Annotated in this window: 20 protein-coding genes; 4 read left to right on the plus strand and 16 right to left on the minus strand. The window is 38.2% G+C overall.

All coding sequences use genetic code 11. The annotated features are described in order from the left end of the window. The first annotated feature begins 47 nt into the window (after positions 1-47). Positions 48-596: a ClpP family protease gene (locus HCU67_RS15340; RefSeq protein ID WP_168553553.1), complete on the plus strand. Its 549-nt coding sequence runs from the start codon at positions 48-50 to the stop codon at positions 594-596. A gap of 123 nt (positions 597-719) precedes the next feature. On the opposite strand, the gene HCU67_RS15345 is transcribed toward HCU67_RS15340, so the two are convergent. The 3 genes from HCU67_RS15345 to HCU67_RS15355 are packed head-to-tail and all read right to left on the minus strand — an operon-like array spanning position 720 to position 3,684. Continuing rightward, entirely contained in the window at positions 720-2,252 is a 1,533-nt protein-coding gene (locus tag HCU67_RS15345; protein WP_168553554.1) for a cryptochrome/photolyase family protein, read from the minus strand. Further along, complete coding sequence (locus tag HCU67_RS15350; protein WP_246865817.1) at positions 2,249-3,571, minus strand: DASH family cryptochrome; 1,323 nt, start codon at positions 3,569-3,571, stop codon at positions 2,249-2,251. Before HCU67_RS15350 ends, HCU67_RS15345 begins: the two co-directional genes overlap by 4 nt. Further along, complete coding sequence (locus HCU67_RS15355; RefSeq protein ID WP_168553556.1) at positions 3,547-3,684, minus strand: DUF2256 domain-containing protein; 138 nt, start codon at positions 3,682-3,684, stop codon at positions 3,547-3,549. The genes HCU67_RS15350 and HCU67_RS15355 overlap by 25 nt, the downstream gene beginning before the upstream one ends. Positions 3,685-3,798: 114 nt before the next feature. Between HCU67_RS15355 and HCU67_RS15360 the strand changes: the two genes are divergently transcribed. Next, entirely contained in the window at positions 3,799-5,145 is a 1,347-nt protein-coding gene (locus HCU67_RS15360) for an FAD-dependent oxidoreductase (RefSeq protein ID WP_168553557.1), read from the plus strand. Position 5,146: 1 nt separating this feature from the next. Here the strand turns inward: HCU67_RS15360 and HCU67_RS15365 are convergent, their stop codons facing one another. The 3 genes from HCU67_RS15365 to HCU67_RS15375 are packed head-to-tail and all read right to left on the minus strand — an operon-like array spanning position 5,147 to position 7,441. Then, positions 5,147-5,530: a DUF4174 domain-containing protein gene (locus tag HCU67_RS15365; RefSeq protein WP_210423751.1), complete on the minus strand. Its 384-nt coding sequence runs from the start codon at positions 5,528-5,530 to the stop codon at positions 5,147-5,149. A gap of 33 nt (positions 5,531-5,563) precedes the next feature. After that, the gene (locus HCU67_RS15370; protein ID WP_168553559.1) at positions 5,564-6,343 is read right to left on the minus strand and encodes a zinc ribbon domain-containing protein; all 780 of its coding nucleotides are present in this window, start codon (positions 6,341-6,343) and stop codon (positions 5,564-5,566) included. A 3-nt stretch (positions 6,344-6,346) separates the two neighbouring features. Beyond that, a complete protein-coding gene (locus HCU67_RS15375; protein WP_168553560.1) occupies positions 6,347-7,441 on the minus strand; it encodes a Nif3-like dinuclear metal center hexameric protein in 1,095 nt (364 codons plus the stop codon). A gap of 43 nt (positions 7,442-7,484) precedes the next feature. Here HCU67_RS15375 and lpxK point away from each other — a divergent pair, with 43 nt between their 5' ends. Continuing rightward, positions 7,485-8,498 (plus strand): tetraacyldisaccharide 4'-kinase, encoded by a 1,014-nt coding sequence (gene lpxK, locus HCU67_RS15380; RefSeq protein ID WP_168553561.1) that lies wholly within the window; start codon positions 7,485-7,487, stop codon positions 8,496-8,498. On the opposite strand, the gene HCU67_RS15385 is transcribed toward lpxK, so the two are convergent. The 9 genes from HCU67_RS15385 to HCU67_RS15425 form a co-directional block, all read right to left on the minus strand. After that, positions 8,476-10,707 carry a hybrid sensor histidine kinase/response regulator gene (locus tag HCU67_RS15385; RefSeq protein ID WP_246865818.1) on the minus strand — a complete coding sequence of 744 codons (2,232 nt, stop codon included), beginning with the start codon at positions 10,705-10,707 and terminating at the stop codon, positions 8,476-8,478. The two genes, lpxK and HCU67_RS15385, sit on opposite strands and share 23 nt — an antisense overlap. Beyond that, complete coding sequence (gap, locus tag HCU67_RS15390; protein WP_168553562.1) at positions 10,700-11,719, minus strand: type I glyceraldehyde-3-phosphate dehydrogenase; 1,020 nt, start codon at positions 11,717-11,719, stop codon at positions 10,700-10,702. The genes HCU67_RS15385 and gap overlap by 8 nt, the downstream gene beginning before the upstream one ends. A gap of 18 nt (positions 11,720-11,737) precedes the next feature. Then, entirely contained in the window at positions 11,738-12,613 is an 876-nt protein-coding gene (gene lipA, locus HCU67_RS15395; RefSeq protein ID WP_168553563.1) for a lipoyl synthase, read from the minus strand. Positions 12,614-12,663: 50 nt separating this feature from the next. Continuing rightward, the gene (locus HCU67_RS15400) at positions 12,664-13,227 is read right to left on the minus strand and encodes an RNA polymerase sigma factor (RefSeq protein ID WP_168553564.1); all 564 of its coding nucleotides are present in this window, start codon (positions 13,225-13,227) and stop codon (positions 12,664-12,666) included. 12 nt (positions 13,228-13,239) lie between these two features. Beyond that, positions 13,240-13,446 (minus strand): membrane or secreted protein, encoded by a 207-nt coding sequence (locus tag HCU67_RS15405; RefSeq protein ID WP_168553565.1) that lies wholly within the window; start codon positions 13,444-13,446, stop codon positions 13,240-13,242. A gap of 59 nt (positions 13,447-13,505) precedes the next feature. Then, on the minus strand, positions 13,506-14,264 hold the full coding sequence (locus HCU67_RS15410) for an anti-sigma factor (RefSeq protein WP_168553566.1): 759 nt from the start codon (positions 14,262-14,264) through the stop codon (positions 13,506-13,508). Beyond that, positions 14,261-14,830, minus strand: coding sequence for an RNA polymerase sigma factor (locus HCU67_RS15415; RefSeq protein ID WP_168553567.1), 570 nt, complete (start codon positions 14,828-14,830; stop codon positions 14,261-14,263). Before HCU67_RS15415 ends, HCU67_RS15410 begins: the two co-directional genes overlap by 4 nt. 180 nt (positions 14,831-15,010) lie before the next feature. After that, positions 15,011-16,027, minus strand: coding sequence for a UDP-N-acetylmuramate dehydrogenase (gene murB, locus HCU67_RS15420; protein ID WP_168553740.1), 1,017 nt, complete (start codon positions 16,025-16,027; stop codon positions 15,011-15,013). After that, positions 16,023-17,213, minus strand: coding sequence for a pyridoxal phosphate-dependent aminotransferase (locus tag HCU67_RS15425; protein ID WP_168553568.1), 1,191 nt, complete (start codon positions 17,211-17,213; stop codon positions 16,023-16,025). The genes murB and HCU67_RS15425 overlap by 5 nt, the downstream gene beginning before the upstream one ends. Before the next feature lie 135 nt (positions 17,214-17,348). Between HCU67_RS15425 and HCU67_RS15430 the strand changes: the two genes are divergently transcribed. Beyond that, a complete protein-coding gene (locus tag HCU67_RS15430; protein ID WP_168553569.1) occupies positions 17,349-18,701 on the plus strand; it encodes a PDZ domain-containing protein in 1,353 nt (450 codons plus the stop codon). 33 nt (positions 18,702-18,734) lie between these two features. Here the strand turns inward: HCU67_RS15430 and HCU67_RS15435 are convergent, their stop codons facing one another. Beyond that, positions 18,735-19,118 (minus strand): DUF1573 domain-containing protein, encoded by a 384-nt coding sequence (locus HCU67_RS15435; RefSeq protein WP_168553570.1) that lies wholly within the window; start codon positions 19,116-19,118, stop codon positions 18,735-18,737. Positions 19,119-19,269: the final 151 nt, after the last annotated feature.

Genomic DNA, 19,269 nt, shown 5'->3' on the forward strand with positions numbered 1-19,269 from the left:
CTACTATTGTCGAAATTGGTTATTTTTGAGCTTCTAAAAAATAGTAAATGAGCTCTAAAAAAGGGAAAATACAAGACCTTATTCAAGAAAAACTTTTAGAAGAAAGAAAGGTTTTTTTATGGGGTATGGTCAATGACGAATCTGCCAAGCATGTGGTAGACCGTTTACTTTATCTTGACCTACAAAGTAATGACGAAATTCAATTGATTATCAATAGCCCAGGTGGTTACGTAACCTCTGGTTTTGCAATGTACGACACCATAAAACAGATAAAAAGTCCGGTTTCAACCATTTGTTCAGGATTGGCCGCTTCAATGGGCTCTATCTTATTATCGGTAGGGGAGAAGGGACGACGCTTTATTCAGCCCCATGCCAGGGTAATGATACACCAACCAAGTGGCGGTGCACAGGGTCAAGCCTCAAATATAGAAATTCAAGCTAGGGAGATAATCAAAACCAAAGAAATCGGAGCAAGGATTTTGGCGGAAAATTGTGGTCAGGATTTTGAAAAAGTAATGAAAGATTTTGATCGTGATTACTGGATGGATGCTAAAGAATCACTCGAATATGGGATTGTAGACGGCATATTGGCATAAAGAAAACACCAAAATGAAAAGCCCTTCACAGTTTGCTGTGAAGGGCTTTCTATATATAGACGCTCTCGCGGAATAGTTTCTTACTTATATACGTGAGTAAGACGATTGAAGATGTTAAAAGTTTCAGAACCTATCTGGATTTTCGATTATCTCATTGGCACGTTCTTTTAACTCTTTTAATTCTTTTGGTTCTTTTTTTGCGAGCAAATTGAGCATCATGCCCATTCGCTGATTCTTTTGAAAATGTTCTTTTTTATCATCTAAAAAGTTCCAATACAACGAATTGAAAGGACAACTTTCATCACCTGTTTTCTTAGTAGTACTATACACACATTCCTTACAATAATTGCCCATTTTGTTAATGTAATTTGCACTACTGACATAGGGCTTGGTCGCAACGATACCACCATCAGCAAATTGGCTCATACCGCGCGTATTGGTAATCTCAACCCATTGTAGTGCGTCGATATAAACACCCAAATACCAGGCATCGACTTCATCTGGGTGTATTTGTGCAAGAAGGGCAAAATTACCAATGATCATTAGGCGTTGAATGTGGTGCGCATACGCTTCATCAAGACTTTGACCAATAGCATGTTTTAAACAGTTCATTTTGGTTTTACCTGTCCAGAAAAATTCAGGAAGTGGATTGTAATTCTCCAATTTGTTCATTTGGGCATATTCTGGCATCTCTTTCCAGTAAATACCTCGCATGTATTCTCTCCAGCCTAATATCTGACGCACAAAACCTTCAACTTGAGAAATGTCAATGTTTGCTGTATTCGAATAATAATGGTCCAATACATAATCAATCACTTCTTTTGGTGAAAGCATTTTTGAATTCATCGCAAAAGACAGACGGGAATGAAAAAGAAACTTCTCTTGGGTATGGAAAGCGTCTTGGTAATCACCAAAATGCACCAATAAATGCTCGCAGAAGTAGTTCAATAATTTGGTACATTCTTTTTTAGAAACAGGCCAATTGAATGATTTTGAATTAAGGTTTCCAAATGTTTTTATTCCACTGTCCTCAATTTCATCTAAAATTTCAGAAACGTCTTTTTGAAAATTTAGCTCTTTGGGAATTTCAGGTTCACCCGACCATTTCTTTCTATTACTATGGTCAAAATTCCATTTGCCGCCATCAGGTTGCCCATTGACCATCATGATGTCGTGTTTTTTTCGCATCATGCGGTAAAAGCTTTCCATAATCAATTGCTTTTTACCGGCGAAGAAATTTTTCAAATCATATCTAGATGTGTAAAAGTGTTCAGAATCAACAGCTTGTGATGTAATTGAAAGTGAATCGCATATTTCATTTAACTGCTTATCCAAACGCCATTCATCAGGTAGCTGATATTCGAAATGCTGGGCATCATATTCATCGATGAGGTCATCAATAAGATCAGGTAATTTATGGGGATTGTCTTTGTCGTTAATTCTAAAATAACGCACCTTATGTCCTGCTGAAGATAGTTGATTTGAAAATTGTCTCATAGCAAGAAAGAAACCGACCACTTTTTGAATATGGTGTTTTACATAATCGGTTTCTTGCCGCATTTCGGCCATTACATAAATAACCTCATCATCAACAGTTTGAAACCAAGAATGATTGCTATTCAGCTGATCACCAAGAATAAGTCGTAATGTTTTCATCTAAATAAGGTTTCTTGAAGCCAAATGCGCTGAAATTTTCCAGCCTTGTCGTACATCTCAGCTTGGCGCTTTATATTGAATTTACGGTCACGAGGGTCATTACCCACACCGCTATTGTACATCCAGTTACCCCAGTTGCTGTGAACATCGTAGTCAAGAAGTAGGCTTTCAAAATAAGCTGCTCCAATTCTCCAATCTTGCTTGAGTTCTTTGGCCCAATAACTGGCTACATTCTGTCGGCCTCGATTGCTCATCCAACCTGTTTCTTTCAGCTCTAGCATATTGGCGTTTACAAAGGGTTCTTGAGTAGTTCCATTAATCCATGAGTCCAGTACTTTTGAATTATTGGCCCACTCGTATGATTTGTTCAGAATTCCTCCTAAATAGAAAATTCTGTCTTTGTATTTGAGGCTTACATACTTGAAATAGTCACGCCAAATAAGCTCAAAAATGAGCCAATAGGTATCTTGATTTTTCTTTATTTGTCTTTCGTATTTTTTGACTTGATTATAAATGGTTCGAGATGATATACTACCATTTGCAAGCCAAGGCGATAGTTTTGAACTATAGTCGATTCCTATGAGGCCATTTCGTGTTTTTTTGTAAAATGATAATTTTTCGGTCTCCCAGAAATAATGCTGTATTCGTTCAAGGGCGGCATCTTCACCACCTTTAAATGGAAAGGCCGTTCTTGAATCAAGCTCGAAATCTTGATGTCCCAATTGTTCTAAGGTCGGAAGTTCAACTTCTTTCGCAATTAAATTGGAAATCTCTTTTTTATCAGGGATGGGCAAGGGTGGCTCAACTTTGGAATATTTCTCACATTTCTTCCGAAAATTTGTAAACACATTAGGCAACTGTTGGATTGAATCAAAAGGAATGGTTGAAGGATGAAATAAAAATTGTTCATACGAACCTATCATCTGTACATTACTTTCAAGATTTTGCCGAACCCCATCGATAACTTCATTTTCATCTCTAGTCCATTCATTTTGATGGAAAATGGACTTAATATCATATTCTTGAACAATTTTTGGCAAAACCTTTTCAGGTCTTTCTAAATAGATTAATAGGGCAATGTTAAGTTCGGTAAGTGACTTTTGTACATCACGAATGGACTCCAATAAAAATTTAGTGCGGTATTTGCCGGTTTTTACGAAACCATAATCTCCAATATCAAATTGGCGTGGATCAAAGCAATATACCGCAATAACCTTATCAAAAGCGCATGCTTTAGTTAGTGATTGATTATCGTTTACGCGAAGGTTGTTGGTAAACCAAACTAGACTCGTATTCATTTTTTTGAGCTTCTTCTGCATTTTTCACTGCAGTATTTGACATTTTCCCAATCACGCTCCCATTTTTTGCGCCAAGAGAAGGCACGATTACAAACCAAACACGTTTTTTGTGGAAGATGAACTTTCTTGTGCATATTGTTTAACAAAACTAACAAAAGAATAAACAAAAATTAAATTTGATGGAGTTGAATGTCGTTAAACAATTCTCAAAATTGTCTATTTTCGATATTTAAAGGCTTTCTCAAATTATGGGTCAATCTCCAAAGAATATTGCCATTGTAGGTTCAGGACTAGTAGGGTCATTACTTGGAATTTTTCTAAAGCGACATGGTCATACCGTAACAGTTTTTGATCGTAGACCTGATATTCGTACGATTGAATTCTCTGGACGCAGCATTAATTTGGCCATGAGCAATCGAGGCTGGCGAACTTTGGGCAAACTCGGTCTGGAGGATGAAATAAAGCAAATCGCCATTCCGATGTACCAAAGGGCAATGCACGTCAATGAAAAGCCTGTATATTTTCAGAAATATGGCAAGGAAGGAGAGGCCATCTGGAGTATCGGTCGGGGTATTCTTAATCGTAAAATGATTGATTTAGCCGAGAGTGAAGGTGTGCGTTTTCAATTCAATGAAAAAGTTTGGGATGTAAATTTACCTGAGGCCAAGTTATATACCGGTGATAGCGAAAAAGGAGTTTGGGAAGAATATCAATTCGATTTAATTTTTGGTTGTGATGGGGCTTTTTCTAGAGTTCGTCATAAAATGCAACGAAGAAGTAGATTTGATTATTCACAAGATTTTATAGACGTAGGGTACAAGGAGTTGACCATACCACCAGATAAGAATGGGAATCATCTTTTAGATAAGAATTCTTTTCATATTTGGCCAAGGGGCAGATTTATGCTTATCGCGCTTCCCAATTTAGATGGAAGTTTTACCTGTACCTTGTTTTTGCCTTTTGAGGGAGAAATTTCATTTGAACAATTATCCACCAAAAAAGAAGCCAAATCATTTTTCGAAACGTACTTTCCGAATGTGCGTAACCAGATTGAGAATTTAATAGAAGACTTTTTCAAAAACCCAACCAGTGCCATGGTTACCATGAAATGTTATCCTTGGACATATTGGAACAAAGTCGCCTTGGTAGGTGATTCAGCCCATGCAGTCGTACCGTTTTATGGACAGGGAATGAATGCAGGTTTCGAAGATATTAGCGTTTTGGATGATTTGATGAATGAACTCGGCGATGACTGGGATTCCATATTTTCCACTTATCAAAAGTCGAGAAAGCCAAATGCAGATGCCATTGCAGAATTGAGTTATCGCAATTTTATAGAAATGAGCAGTAAAACAGCGGACCCGATGTTTTTGTTGCAAAAACAAATAGAAAAGCGTTTTGCTGCCAAGTATCCTGATAAATGGATTCCTGTTTACAGTCGTGTAACTTTTTCAGACCGACCTTATTCAGAAGCGCTTAAAATTGGGGATAAGCAAGAAAAAATTATGCAAGAGGTGATGCAAATTGCCGATATTAAAGAAAAATGGGATTCCAAGATGGTCGAAGAAAAAATCTTGAAGTTAATGGATAGGTAAGCTAGTTTTTCCTCATTTCAGCCCTTCGCATAGGCATTGAATCAATCAGGGCGAATACATCTTTTGGGTCAACAAAGAATTGTTTCTTCAATTTAAGGCCGCCATCTTTTCCAATTAAAAGAACCCCTTCGAATCTTTCAGAAATATCAAATCGCTCCTTGAGTTCTTTCTTGTCTGATGATAATTCCAGGAGCACTAAATCACGTTCTACGAGTTCTTTTTTAAGCGTACTGAACGATTTTCTCTGTGCTAGTAGACTTGAGTTTTCTGTCTTCGCAACCAATACTAGTATGCGGTTCTTCCATTGGTAATCAGCTAAACTCTGGGAGAATGCCATATGAGAAAATAAAAGAAAAGCAATTGCTACCAATCCGATTTTAGCCATAAATAAAAAAGCCACCGTTACGGTGGCTTGTTTTTAAAGTTTTGCAAACATTTTTGTCATCTTTTCTAACTCTTCCTCGGCCAAAACCGGGTCAACCAAGATACGACCACTATGTTCGTCAGTGATAATTTTCTTCCTCGTAGCAATTTCAACTTGAACCTGTGGCGGAATCGTAAAGAAAGAACCACCAGAAGCACCTCTTTCAATAGGTACTACTGCCAATCCGTTTTTAACACTACTTCTGATTCTTTTGTACGCATTAACTAAGCGCTCTTCAATTTTGTCTTCAAATTCCTCAGACTTTTTAAGAAGTGCTTTTTCTTCTTTTTCGGTTTCGGCCAAAATAGCATCGAGCTCCCCTTTTTTGTGTTTAAGGTGGCTTTCACGCTCGGTTAAACGCTCTTTGGTCTCAGAGATAACCTCTTTCTTCTGATCTATTTGTGCCTTGAATTCTTTTATGTGCTTTTCTGCTAGTTGAATTTCAAGCTCTTGAAACTCAACTTCTTTGCTCAATGAGTTGAACTCACGGCTATTCCTTACGTTCTTTTGCTGCTCTGAATATTTTTTGATTAAAGCTTTTGATTCTTCAATCATATTCTTTTTCGCAGTGATTTCGTAGTTAACCGTTTCGATATCGGTTTTTAGCTTGTCAATTCGGGTTTTCAATCCTGACACTTCATCGTCTAAATCTTCAACTTCCAATGGAAGTTCACCCCTAACATTTCGTATTTCGTCAACCCTTGAATCAATCAATTGCAAATCATACAATGCCCTTAACTTGTCTTCAACGGTCGTTTCGGTTTTTTTAGCCATACTTTAAAAATAATTCACAGGATTCGTAATGCTTTCCGATAAAGCGACTGCAAAATTAGGAATTTTTTCGGTAAGGAAATCGACCAAAAGGTTTTTTGTAAACTGTTCACTTTCAAAGTGTCCAATATCTGCCAAAACCAGTCGATTTTCTGCCTCAAAAAAGTTGTGGTATTTTAAATCGGCAGTGAGAAATATATCGGCCCCTATTGCTTTGGCTGCCCCAATCGCAAATGCCCCGCTACCACCAAGAACCGCCACCTTTTTAATGGGTTTGCCCAATAATTTAGAGTGTCTTATTGATTGAATCCCAAATTTATCTTTGACAAGATTTAAAAATTCTTTCTCGGAAAGCTCGGATCCCAATACACCAAACATTCCCATACCAATTTTTTGATTTGTATTTTCTAAAGTTGTTAGCTCATAAGCTACTTCTTCGTAGGGGTGATGTTCAAAAAGTGCACTCAAGACTTTCTTTTCTTTTGATGCTTCAAAGGTTATATGAAGCTGTTCTTCTTGTTCAAAATGAATTTGACCTTTTACCCCTAAAGTCGGATTTGATTCTTCATTCCCTTTAAAGCTACCTGTCCCCACTGCACCAAAACTACAGTTGTCATAATTGCCTATGGCACCTGCACCTGATTTGAAGAGTTGATTTTTGAGTTCTTTTGCCGCTTCTACCGGCACATAGGTTACCAATTTTTTGATTGTCCCCTTTTTAGGAATCAAAACTTTTTGATTTTTGAGCCCAAGTACTTGACAAATTTTAGCACTCACTCCTAAATGACTATTGTCCAAGGCGGTATGAATGCTGTAAATAGCAATGTCATTTTTTATGGCTTTTTGTACAACCCTTTCAACATAATTACTTCCGGTAAGTTTCTTTAAACCCTTAAATATGATGGGATGAAAACTAACGATTAAGTTGCATCCTTTGGAAATGGCCTCTTCGACTACATCTTCCAAAGTGTCCAACGTAACCAATATTCCCTTAAGCTCATCATTTGAATTACCAACCAAAAGACCCACATTGTCAAAATCTTCAGCATAATGCAATGGGGCAAGTTCATTAAGAAGTGTACAAACTGATTTAATCTTCATTCTCTCGGAAAAACGTAAGGCTAAAATATCATAATTTCGTCGAATGCGATGGCTTAGAATTATTGCCGCTCCGATTGCCCTGATTTATGCTCTGGTGGTATACCTCAGGAATTTTCTTTTTGATGTTGGTTTTTTTAAGTCCACTATCTCTAATACACCCACGATTTGTGTAGGGAATTTGAGTTTGGGTGGAACGGGTAAAACCCCCATGATTGATTTTCTCGTAAGCAACTTGAAGCAAAAAAAGAAAATAGCTGTGCTCAGTCGAGGTTACCGGCGAAAATCTAAAGGATTTCAGCTTGCAACCGAAAAATCAACTGTTGAAGTTTTAGGAGACGAACCCTTTCAGCTCTATCGAAAGCACCCTGATGTTACTCTTGCAGTGGATGCAGATAGGGTCAACGGAATTCAAAAACTGGAAGAATTAGGAGACTTCGATTTAATTCTGTTGGATGATGCTTTTCAACATAGAAAGGTAAAGCCAACACTTTCCATTTTGTTAACGACTTTCGATAAACCATATACGAACGATTTCTATTTACCAACCGGAAGTCTTCGAGATGCTAAAAATCAATCAAAGCGAGCTGATTTAATTATTGTAACAAAATGTCCTTCAAGTTTGTCAAAAAAAGATTGTAAAGCTTTTTCAAATAAGATAAAACCGTTGGAACATCAAAATGTCCTGTTTGCTTCTTTGCGTTATGCTGAAAACTTTATCAACGACGAGCAAACTTTAACTTTCGAAGAATTGGCCAATAAAAAATTGGCTTTGGTTACCGGAATCGCCAAACCTGAACCATTGGTGGCCCAATTGAAATCGAAAGAACTACAGTTTGAGCACTTAAAGTTCAAGGATCATTATTTCTTTTCAGCGAAGGACATCGAACACTTTTCTCAATTTGAGGTTGTTCTAACTACTGAAAAAGACTTTGCTCGATTAGGCAATAAGTTGAACAATCTTTATTACTTACCAATTGCACACCATTTTTTGAATGGGGGAGAAGAAGAACTGCTTAAGAAAATCGAAGATTTGACTAAGCCTGACTGGCAGTCTTGACTTTAATAATGTTTTCAGCAATTTTCTCGTAGAATACTTCTGGTTTGAAAGGTTTCGTCACAACATCATTGCAACCAGCGTTTATGAATTCTTCTACGCTGTCTTCCATTGAAATCGCGGTTAAGGCAATTATGGGAACTTCTTTATTGAATTTGCGAATTTCCATTGTGGCCTCGGTTCCGCCCATACCTGGCATATGAATGTCCATTAATATGCAGTCATACGAGGTTTCTTTTGCTTTATCTACAGCTTCAAATCCGTTATTTGCAATATCGCAGGTCATTTCTTTTTTGACCAGCATCTTCTTGGTAATGACCTGATTGATTTTATTGTCTTCTACAATAAGTAGGTGCATACCTGAAAAGTCCACTTTTTCCGGATCGATTACGTTTGGTGTAACCTCCACAACTTTCGGCTCTTCAGACTTGAATTCGATTTCAAAAAAGAATCGACTACCAAAACCAGGTTGACTTTCCAGTTGAATTTTACTATCAAATAAGCCCAATAAACTCTTTACAATCGTCAGCCCCAGTCCAGTGCCACCATATTCTCTGTTGATTTGAATGGAGCCTTGTTCAAAACTGTCGAAAATCTTTTTCTGTTGTTCTTCAGATATTCCTATACCGTCGTCTTTGACTTCGAAATGAATCTTGACTTGTTCACCTTCATGACGTATTAATTTGGCCATGACATCGACATTACCATTTTTGGTGAACTTTAAAGCATTACCAACCAGGTTTATAAATATTTGGGAGAGTTTTAGAGGGTCTCCCAACATATTCATTGGAATGGTATTGTCATAATTTAAAATCAATTTGGTTTCTTGTTCAACTGCGTTTTGTTGCAGTGAATCAATAACATCGGTCAAGACGTTTTTCAATTTGAATTCAACTTTCAACGGTTCAACCTTATCCGCGTCAATTTTATTGATTTGAAGGATATCGTTTATAAAGTTTAAGAGGTAATCCCCTGAAAACTTTAAAGATTTCAAATGTTCTTTTTGATGTGCCGCCGGATTTTCTTCAAGCAAGATATGCGTGAGTCCGGTAACAGCATAAAGTGGTGTTCGTAATTCGTGAGTAACGGTTGATAGAAAATTAGACTTGGCCTTCATCGCTGAAATCGCATCATCACGTGCTTTTTCCAACTCACTATTTTTAGTTTGTAATAGGTCATTGGTACGAATTTTTATTTGGTTGTTTCTATACAATGAAACTGCGAGTAGTGATATTATCGTCAAAAAGGCCGAAGTCAATATCGCTGTAATTTCTGCCCTGTTCTCCGATTGACTGAGTTTCTCAATTTTTTCCTCTTGAACCGAAGTTAGATTTTTAAGTTGTTCAATGGTAATTCGATCTGTTGTTTTGGTCTGTTCCTTTACCTTTTCAATAGTAAAAGAAGAGTCCTTAACCTTGACCAGGTTTTTAAGGTGTAACAATGACCTATCGTATTGCCCTAAACTTTCGTAACCTGTGGTCAAGAATTCGTTGGCTTGGAAAGCCAATTTATGATAGTTGTTCTGATTTGCTATCTGTAATGCTCTTTCGCCATATTCAACACTTTTTTCAAGGTTGGATATTTCAAAATTCAGATTGGCCAAACCAAGATTTGCTTTCGCCTCCAGATAAAATCGCTCCAAATCGTCAGAGTTGACCAATAATGAGTTGTAAATTTTCTCAGCATCATCAAACCTATCAAGAAATAGAAAGATGTCGGCCAAAGACATTTGCAAGTTGTTGGTTAGGTTTTTATCATTTGACAATTTAGTGGCCTCATCGATAAGCTCCATGGCCTGTAACGGGTAGTTTTCTTCCAGTTTAAGGCGTGCCATTAAATATTTGTGAACTGCTTCGCCGTAAGGGTACTGAACACTTTTAAGTAAACGGGCAACACGGTCAATATAGAAAATTGCATTTTCCCTTTTCCCGAGTTCCAAGTTTATAAAACCAAATTTGTTGAAGTTGTCAATTGCAGGTTTGATATTTTCCCCCTTCTCGGCTAGTTCAGCTGCTTTGTTCAAGGCCTCAAGAGCTGCACCTAAATCATCCATATGCATAAAGCGCAAAGCCTTTCTCTGGTAAGAGTTTATCGTTTGACTTTGTCCGGTTGAATCTTGACCTAAACCAAGGTTGAAGGCAAAAAGGAGGATTGCGAAAACAATTAGCTTGTTTCGTAGTGGGGGGTTGTTATGTTTGGCAATCCTATACATACTTTTTGATGGTCAATAATGACAGCAGGTCAATGATTCTAGAGCAATATCCTGTTTCATTATCATACCAACCAATGACCTTTACCATTTTTCCGATTACCGAAGTCATCTGAGAATCAAACGTGCAAGAATACGTACTATTGTTTAAGTCAATGGATACTAGGGGTTCACTTGTGTATAAAAGTATGTTTTTTAATTGATTTTCAGAGACTTCCTTGAATTTTGAGTTAATTTCTTCTATTGATGTCTCTTTTTTCACATTAAATGTGATATCTGTTAAAGAGCCGTTCGGTACTGGAACTCGAATTCCACATCCCCCAATAACATTTGATAGTTCAGGAAATATTCTGGTCAATGCTTTTGCCGCTCCGGTGGTGGTCGGTATAATCGATTGACCTGCAGCTCGAGCCCTTCTTAAATCCCTATGGGGTACGTCGTGAAGACTTTGGTCGGTAGTGTAGGAATGAACAGTAGTAATGTAGGCTTGTTCGATACCACAGAGTTCATTGATTGTTTGGACCATAGGGGCAGCATTATTCGTGGTGCATGATGCCGCTGAAATTATATGGTCGTTTTTGTCAATATCAGTTTCATTGACCCCGATTACAATCATTTTTACGTCATCTGAAATAGGGGGTACTGATAATATCACCTTTTTTGCACCATTGTTTAAATGATGGTGTAAGTCTTCTGATTCTTTGAACTTGCCAGTTGATTCAATAGCGATGTCCACATCATTTTCAGACCAATTAATGTGTTTCGGATGTGAACTATTACTTACGGGAATTTTATTACCCTTATAAATAATGTTGTTTTCTTCATAGGTAATTTCCTGATTGAAAACACCATGAATACTATCGTACTTCAGCAGATGGCTCAAGGTTCGTGCATCTGCAAGGTCATTTATGGCCACAACTTTAAATTGTGGAAAATTTGACAAAAGGCGGAACAATGTTCGGCCAATTCGTCCGAAGCCGTTGATTCCAATAGTAATGACTTCTGAGCTTGCCATCTAAGAACTTAGTAAAGACTAATCAATATGCTTGTGCGCTTTATACGAAGATCGAACTAGCGCTCCACTTTCTACGTGACGAAAGCCCATTTCCAATCCTAATTCTTCATACTTCTTGAATTGTTCTGGAAGAATGAATTGTTTGACCGGAAGGTGTTTTTTTGAAGGTTGTAGGTACTGACCTATAGTGACCACATCGACGCCTGCTTCCCTCAAATCTTTCATTGTCTGGATAACCTCTTCTTCTTCTTCACCAAGACCAAGCATAATTCCTGATTTGGTTCTATTGGCGCCGTTGTCCTTTAGATATTTCAAAACGCCAAGGCTTCTTTCGTATTTCGCTTGAATTCGGACCTCGCGCGTCAATCTTTTAACGGTTTCCATGTTATGCGAAATAACTTCCGGTGCCACTTCTAGAATTCGGTCGAGATGCCTTTCTATACCTTGAAAGTCTGGAATTAGTGTCTCTAAGGTCGTTTCGGGATTCATGCGACGAACCGCATTCACGGTTTCTGCCCAGATTATTGAACCCATGTCTTTAAGGTCATCCCTATCGACCGAAGTAAGGACCGCATGCTTTATCCCCATAATTTTTATAGAACGTGCCACTTTTTCGGGCTCCTCCCAGTCCACGCTTTCAGGGCGCCCTGTTTTAACGCCACAAAATCCACATGAGCGCGTGCAGATATTTCCAAGAATCATGAAAGTTGCCGTGCCCTCTCCCCAGCATTCACCCATATTAGGGCAACTTCCTGAGGTACAAATGGTATGTAAATCGTATTTATCAACCAATCCGCGCAGTTGTGTATACTTCTTGCCCGTGGGCAACTTTACACGTAGCCATTTTGGTTTTTTTCGTATTGGTTCTGCTTTTTCAACAACTTCTACCGACATAACAATTCTTTGTTACAAATATACAAAATGCCCTATCGAGCAATGGGTATTTACTTTGCTTTGATAATCTCGGCCAATAGCTTTTTGGCCCTCAATAATTTAACCTTCACATTGTTTAAAGGTTCTCCCAATTGGGTCGCTATTTGATCATAGCTCATCTCATTGAAATACCTTAGATTGATTACTTCTTGATAACCCTTCTTCAATTTTTTAATATCAGCCAATAATGAAGCTAAATTTTGTTCAATGATTAGGTTGTCTTCGGCAGTTGGCGTTTCATCCAATACCTTCTTCGCTGCATCGGAACCCTTGCCCTTCAAACCTTCCGTTATCTCCTTTTTTTGTTTACGAATTAGGTCTACGTGAAGATTCTTTGAAATTGTAAGTAACCAGTTTTTGAAATCGTAAGAGGGATTATAGCTTCCGATTTTATCAAATGCCCTAGAAAAGGTTTGTATGGTTATATCTTCCGCATCTACTTCATTGTTACTTCGCGAAAGCTGAAAACGATATACATCATCCCAAAAAGACTCCAACAGTTTGCTAAAAGCTATTTGTTGGCCACTTTTTGCTTTTTCAATTATATGGGGAAGGTCTTCAGAACTTACTTTCAAGTGGGGGAGACGTTAGGTTTGGGCAACGATATCCTTCTTGCAGTCTTGTTCGTCTGGCAACTTACCACAGAATCCACAAGCTTCTCCTTCTTTGTTCAGAAAAGGATTTTGACTTGCACAGGTACCTGCAAACTTACCGTCCTTCTTTGACCAAATCTTAATGGCGATTCCAGCAAATGCCAGGGCTAAAATTCCAACTGTAAGCAATATCAATTTCACACCAAAATTCTTTGATGCAAAGGTACAAAAGGGGGAATTAAAAAAGAATCAAGAAAAACTTAATACTTGATGTTGGCAACGATCTTGTCTACCGATGGTGTCATCTTACCACCTTTTGGTTCAATGGTGATATAACTTACGGCATTATCCGCATATGGTAACGCAAGTAATTGTTCAGCATTATCGAATTCATTGATAATGCCAAGACTGACCAATTCGCCATTAACTTCTGCCCACATTTGGTAACACTGCTCTTCGGGCAGTTGTGGTAAGTTACTTACGTTGATATAAGAAAGCTTTTTAACCGGATTTACATACGCAACGGCCTTCAGTTCTTCGGCTCTTTGATTGCCTCTAACTTGAAGTCTACGCGTATTTGGGTTATTCAATACAATGTACTGGTTACGCAAGTCTTCCAATTGTACGCGCATGTCTGCACGCAAATCTTTGATTTGGTTGCTGACCATTGAATTCTTTTCCTGTAGGTCTTGGTTCTGATTCCAGAAAAAGTAGGTCGCCCCTGCAAAAAGAAATGCAATGAAACTAGCTGCAATGGCCAATCGGAAAAATTTGTTTCCAGCTCTCTTTTCGGCTCTGATTTTTGCAAGAATTTGACCTTTTAGATTCTCGGGTGTCTTTAGGGCATGCATCTTAGCATACAACTCAAGATTTTCTTGAAGTTCAACATAAGTTTTGTGAACCTCAGGATACATCGCAATATATCGCTCAGCACGCAATGACTCTTCGGTTGAAGTGTCACCTAAAAGATATCGCTCTAGAATATCGGTTTCTAAAAAAGAGTGTATTTTTTCTTTCATATCAATACATTTATAATAAACGCCACCACCATACTTGCTCCATAAATTTTCCGCATTTCACGAAGGCCAATTTTCAATCTAGACTTTATGGTTCCCAAGGGAATGTCTAGTTCTTCACTAGCTTCTTGCTGCGTCATACCCTCAAAAAACAAGGCTTCTAGTACAATCTTGTACTTGTCCTCGATTTTATCAAGGTTCTCCTTCATATCCATCAACTCTGGTGAGATGGCTTTTTCACCTAAATTATATACGTCAGAAACATCGATTTGGATTTCTTTATCGGTTTTTGTGCTAATACTTCGCAACTTATCAATTGCAGTATTTCTGGTAATCCGAAATAACCAAGTAAAAAGTTTAGCCTTTGAAGCATCATAAGAATCCGATTTTTTCCAGATTTTGACGAAACTTTCCTGTAAAACGTCCTGTGCCAAATCCTCATCCTTGACCACTTTATAGGCTACACCCAATAACGTATCCGCATAATGGTCATATAACAATGAAATTGCTTTTTCATTGCGTTCGGCCAGTAATTCTACGATATGTTTTTCAAGAAGTGTTGTACTCATCAATTGAAGGGTGTAGAAAAATAAGACTTAAAAAAATCCGTGTTAGTGCTTTTCATCGTAGATAAGGAAACGCTAAGATAGTAATAGCATTATTACAAAGAAATTCAACGGCGTAGACAATATAAAAATTTTGGTTAGTTTGGTTTGGTATAACCCCGGCGTTCGGACTCGAAGTCGGGGTTATCTTATTATGTTCACTTCCGTTTCTAGGGCAATGCCGAACTTTTCGAGTACAGTGTCCTTTATTTTTTCTGATAATTCTACAACTTCGTTACCGCTTGCATTGCCATAATTTACCAAAACTAGGGCCTGTTTTTCATGCACTCCGGCGTCTCCAAAGCGTTTACCTTTAAAGCCTGATTGTTCAACCAGCCAACCTGCCGGCACTTTATAATTTGAATCCTCTAATTCATAAAAGGGCGCTTCAGGAAATTTTTTTCTAAAACCATCAAACTGTTTCTTGTTCAATACCGGATTTTTAAAGAAACTACCACTGTTACCCAGTTCTTTTGGGTCTGGAAGTTTGCTTTGACGGATTTTAATCACTGCCTTGGAAACTTCTTGGATGGTGGGTTGCACCACTCCCATTTCTTGCAATTCATTTTCTATTGCACCGTATTGGGTAAACAATTGATGCTTATCCTTTGTTAATTTGAAGGCAACGGATGTAATCACATATTTGCCCTTGGCCTGATTTTTAAAGATGGAATCTCGGTAACCGAATTCGCATTCCTCTTTCGAGAATTCAACCAGTTCATGGGTTTCGAGGTCCATGGCCTCACAAGAAACGAATACATCGACAAGTTCTACCCCATAGGCTCCAATATTCTGTATGGGCGAAGTACCCACACAACCTGGAATCAATGAAAGGTTTTCCAAACCGCCAAAATTCCGAGTTAAGGTCCATAAAACGAGCTCATGCCAGTTCTCACCCGCCATGGCACGTACAATAACATGCTCCTGGTTTTCCTCTTCAATGAAAATACCCGGTATGGCAATATGCAGAACCAAAGATTCTATGTCTTTGGTCAATAAAATATTACTACCACCGCTAAGAATAAATTTTTCGGTGAAAGATTCCAGCTGCAGTGCTTTTTGAAGTTGCAGAACACTCTCGATTTTTAAATAAAATCGGGCATTGACATCAATACCGAAGGTATTGAATTCCTTTAGTGATATATTTTCCTGAATATTAATTTGGATATTCTTTTAATGCTTTTGCCAGAATGGCCACCGCGTTTTTCAATTTCTCCTGGTTGAGAACATAGGCAATTCGAATTTGGTTTTGACCTAAACCTTCTGAAGCGTAAAATCCAGCAGCCGGTGCCACCATGACCGTTTCACCATCAATCTCAAAATTTTCAAGCAGCCATTGGGCAAAATGGTCAGCATTTTTAATCGGCAATTCTGCAATACAATAAAAGGCACCATTTGGTTTGGCCACTTTAACGCCTTCTATTTTGCTTAGTTCACTTACCAAGAAGTTTCTTCTGGCAACGTACTCGGTAACCACTTCTTCAAAATAACTATCAGGGGTTTCCAAAGCAGCTTCACTGGCTATTTGTGCCAAGGTAGGAGGTGATAATCGTGCTTGTGCGAATTTCAGTGCGGTTTGAATAACTTCAGGATTCTTTGAAACCATGCACCCAATTCTAGCGCCGCACATGCTGTACCTTTTTGATACTGAATCAACCACGATAGCGTGATTTTCTAGACCAGGTTCTTTTAAAATGGAATGATGTTGTTTTCCATCATAGGCGAATTCACGGTAAACTTCATCTGCAATCAGAAAAAGGTCATGCTTTTTTACCAATTCAGCCAGTTGAAGAATTTCTTCGTGGGTATATAGATATCCAGTTGGGTTTCCTGGATTACAAATCAATATTGCCTTCGTATGCTCATTGATCAAGGCCTCAAATTCGGAAATTGGGGGTAAGGCAAAATTATCTTCAAATTTTGAGGTAATCGGTTTTATGGTGACACCGCTTGATGTGGCAAAACCATTATAGTTGGCATAAAAAGGTTCAGGGATAATAATTTCGTCTTCTGGATCAAGAATGGTACCCAAAGCGAACAATAGTGCTTCTGAACCACCGGTTGTAACGATAAGGTCGTTTGCAGTAACCGCAATCCCATTTTTGGCGTAGTATGCTGCTATTTTTGTTCGGTATTCTTCCGAGCCATCGGTTTGACTGTAGGCCAGTACCTCGATTTGGGCATCTTTTATAGCATCCAAGGCCTGAGGTGGGGTTTTGATGTCCGGTTGCCCAATATTTAGATGGAGCACCTTAATACCACGTTTCTTAGCTGCTTCTGCAAAAGGAACCAGTTTTCGAATCGGTGAAGGTGGCATTTGCGCTCCTTTTTTAGATATCCTTGGCATGTAAAAATATTTTTGCAAAAATGGTGAATGCGACCTGTTTGCACAAATAAGATGTGGCTTTTCAGCAATGTTAAATTTAGGTTACGAACCTATTATTTTACTAACTTTAAAGAAGTCAATCAATTTTCTTTCAGAATGATACGTCGTTTTCCTATACTTCTTTTTTGGCTGATTTTGAGTATTCAATTTTGTATTGGACAGCAATTTGTATTGCCAAAAGGACAAAAATTTGAGAAGGTACGTTTTGAGCTGATAAATAACCTCATGGTGGTGCCAGTTGAAATCAATGGCGCCAAACTCAAATTTGTTTTGGATACCGGGGTGAGCAACCCCATTCTATTTAACCTCACCGATCAAGATTCCGTTCAAATAAACCAAGTATCGGAGATAACCTTACGTGGGTTAGGGGAAGGAGAACCCATTAAAGCATTAAAATCTGAGCATAACAGGGTACGTTTGGGCAATGCTACCAATTTGGACCAGCGCTTATTTGTTGTTTTGGACAAGGAAATCAATTTTTCCACCTCAATGGGGATGACTATTCATGGTATTATTGGTTACGAATTGTTCAAGAGTTTTGTTGTTGAGGTCAATTATGCAAATGAGACTTTAAAGTTATTTCCTCCCAGCAGCTATGTTTATAAGACCAAGGGCAAGCAAGAAACGGTACCTATTTCCTTAGTGGATAAGAAGGCATATGTGGTCGGCTCAATTGATACCGAGAAAAAAGACAATATTCCTGTTCGTCTTTTACTGGATACTGGCAGTAGTGACGCCCTCTGGTTATTTCATGACACGGAATTGGGGTTGGAAGTACCCGAAGATTATTATGAAGACTTTCTGGGGAAGGGTTTGAGCGGTAACATTTACGGTAAACGCTCCAAATTAAAAGGTTTTCGATTGGGTAGTTTTTCCTTATTCGATGCCAAAACAGCTTTTCCGTATAAAGAATCGTTTGGACTCTTAACTGAATTGGACGGGCGAAACGGAAGTATTGGTGGCGAGATACTAAAACGTTTCAATTTTATAATTGATTATTCCAAACGACAATTAACGCTTCGAAAAAATTCATTGTTCAAAACTCCATTTCAGTACAACTTCGCAGGTATCGATTTACAGCACAACGGCATGCGCTATATTTCAGAGCGAATTGCCGATTCCAATGGTTTTGTCACCCAAAAAGATAAGGGTGGATTCGGTAACGTACAGATATTAATGCAAAATAGAACGCGACTTAGCCTTGTTCCTGAAATTGTGGTTTCAGCCATTCGGGCTGGTAGCCCTGCGGATAGGGCTGGTTTGCAAGAAGGCGATGTGATTTTGGCAGTAAACGGTAAAAGGGTCTACAATTATAAGCTGCAAGAGATTCTTCAAATGATCAATGAACACGACGGCAAACGGGTAAAACTCCTTATCGAGCGTTACAACAAAGACTTAGTTTATAGTTTTATTGTTGAAGATGTCTTTAAAACAAAAAAGCCCCGATAAATCGAGGCTTTTGCTAATTGTATTTTTTTCTCATTAAGAGTCTTCCATTACAGTTCCCTTAATTTTCAAAACTTTTGTCGGCGCATCTGCCGCGTTTGAGGTTACTGTAATCGTTTTACGAATCGGACCAACCCTTTTGGTATCGTATTTAACCTGAATTTCTCCGGTCTCACCTGGTGCAATTGGTGCATCTGGCTTTTTGGGGATGGTACAACCACAGCTAGACTTTACGTTGCTGATTACCAAAGGTGCGCTCCCTGTATTGGTAAATTCAAAAATTCGAACACCATCACTTCCTTTGGAAATGTTACCGTAATCAATGGTCTCTTCCTTAAATTCTATCTGTGCCGTTTGATCTTGAGCAGTTACTGCAAAAGAAAAAAGGCCAACAAATAATAAAAGTGCAAGTTTTTTCATCATTTTTCTGTTTAGTACAATTTCAAATTTAGACCTTGACGGCCTACCTCCAAAATTATTTTGTCTTGTAATAACGTTACTTATTTTTGTTTCGTATTAAATGAACTTGGCTTCTGGTCTTATGACACTAAAATTTAACTTTGGTCACCAT

The organism is Croceivirga thetidis, assembly GCF_012272815.1.
GTDB lineage: Bacteria > Bacteroidota > Bacteroidia > Flavobacteriales > Flavobacteriaceae > Croceivirga > Croceivirga thetidis.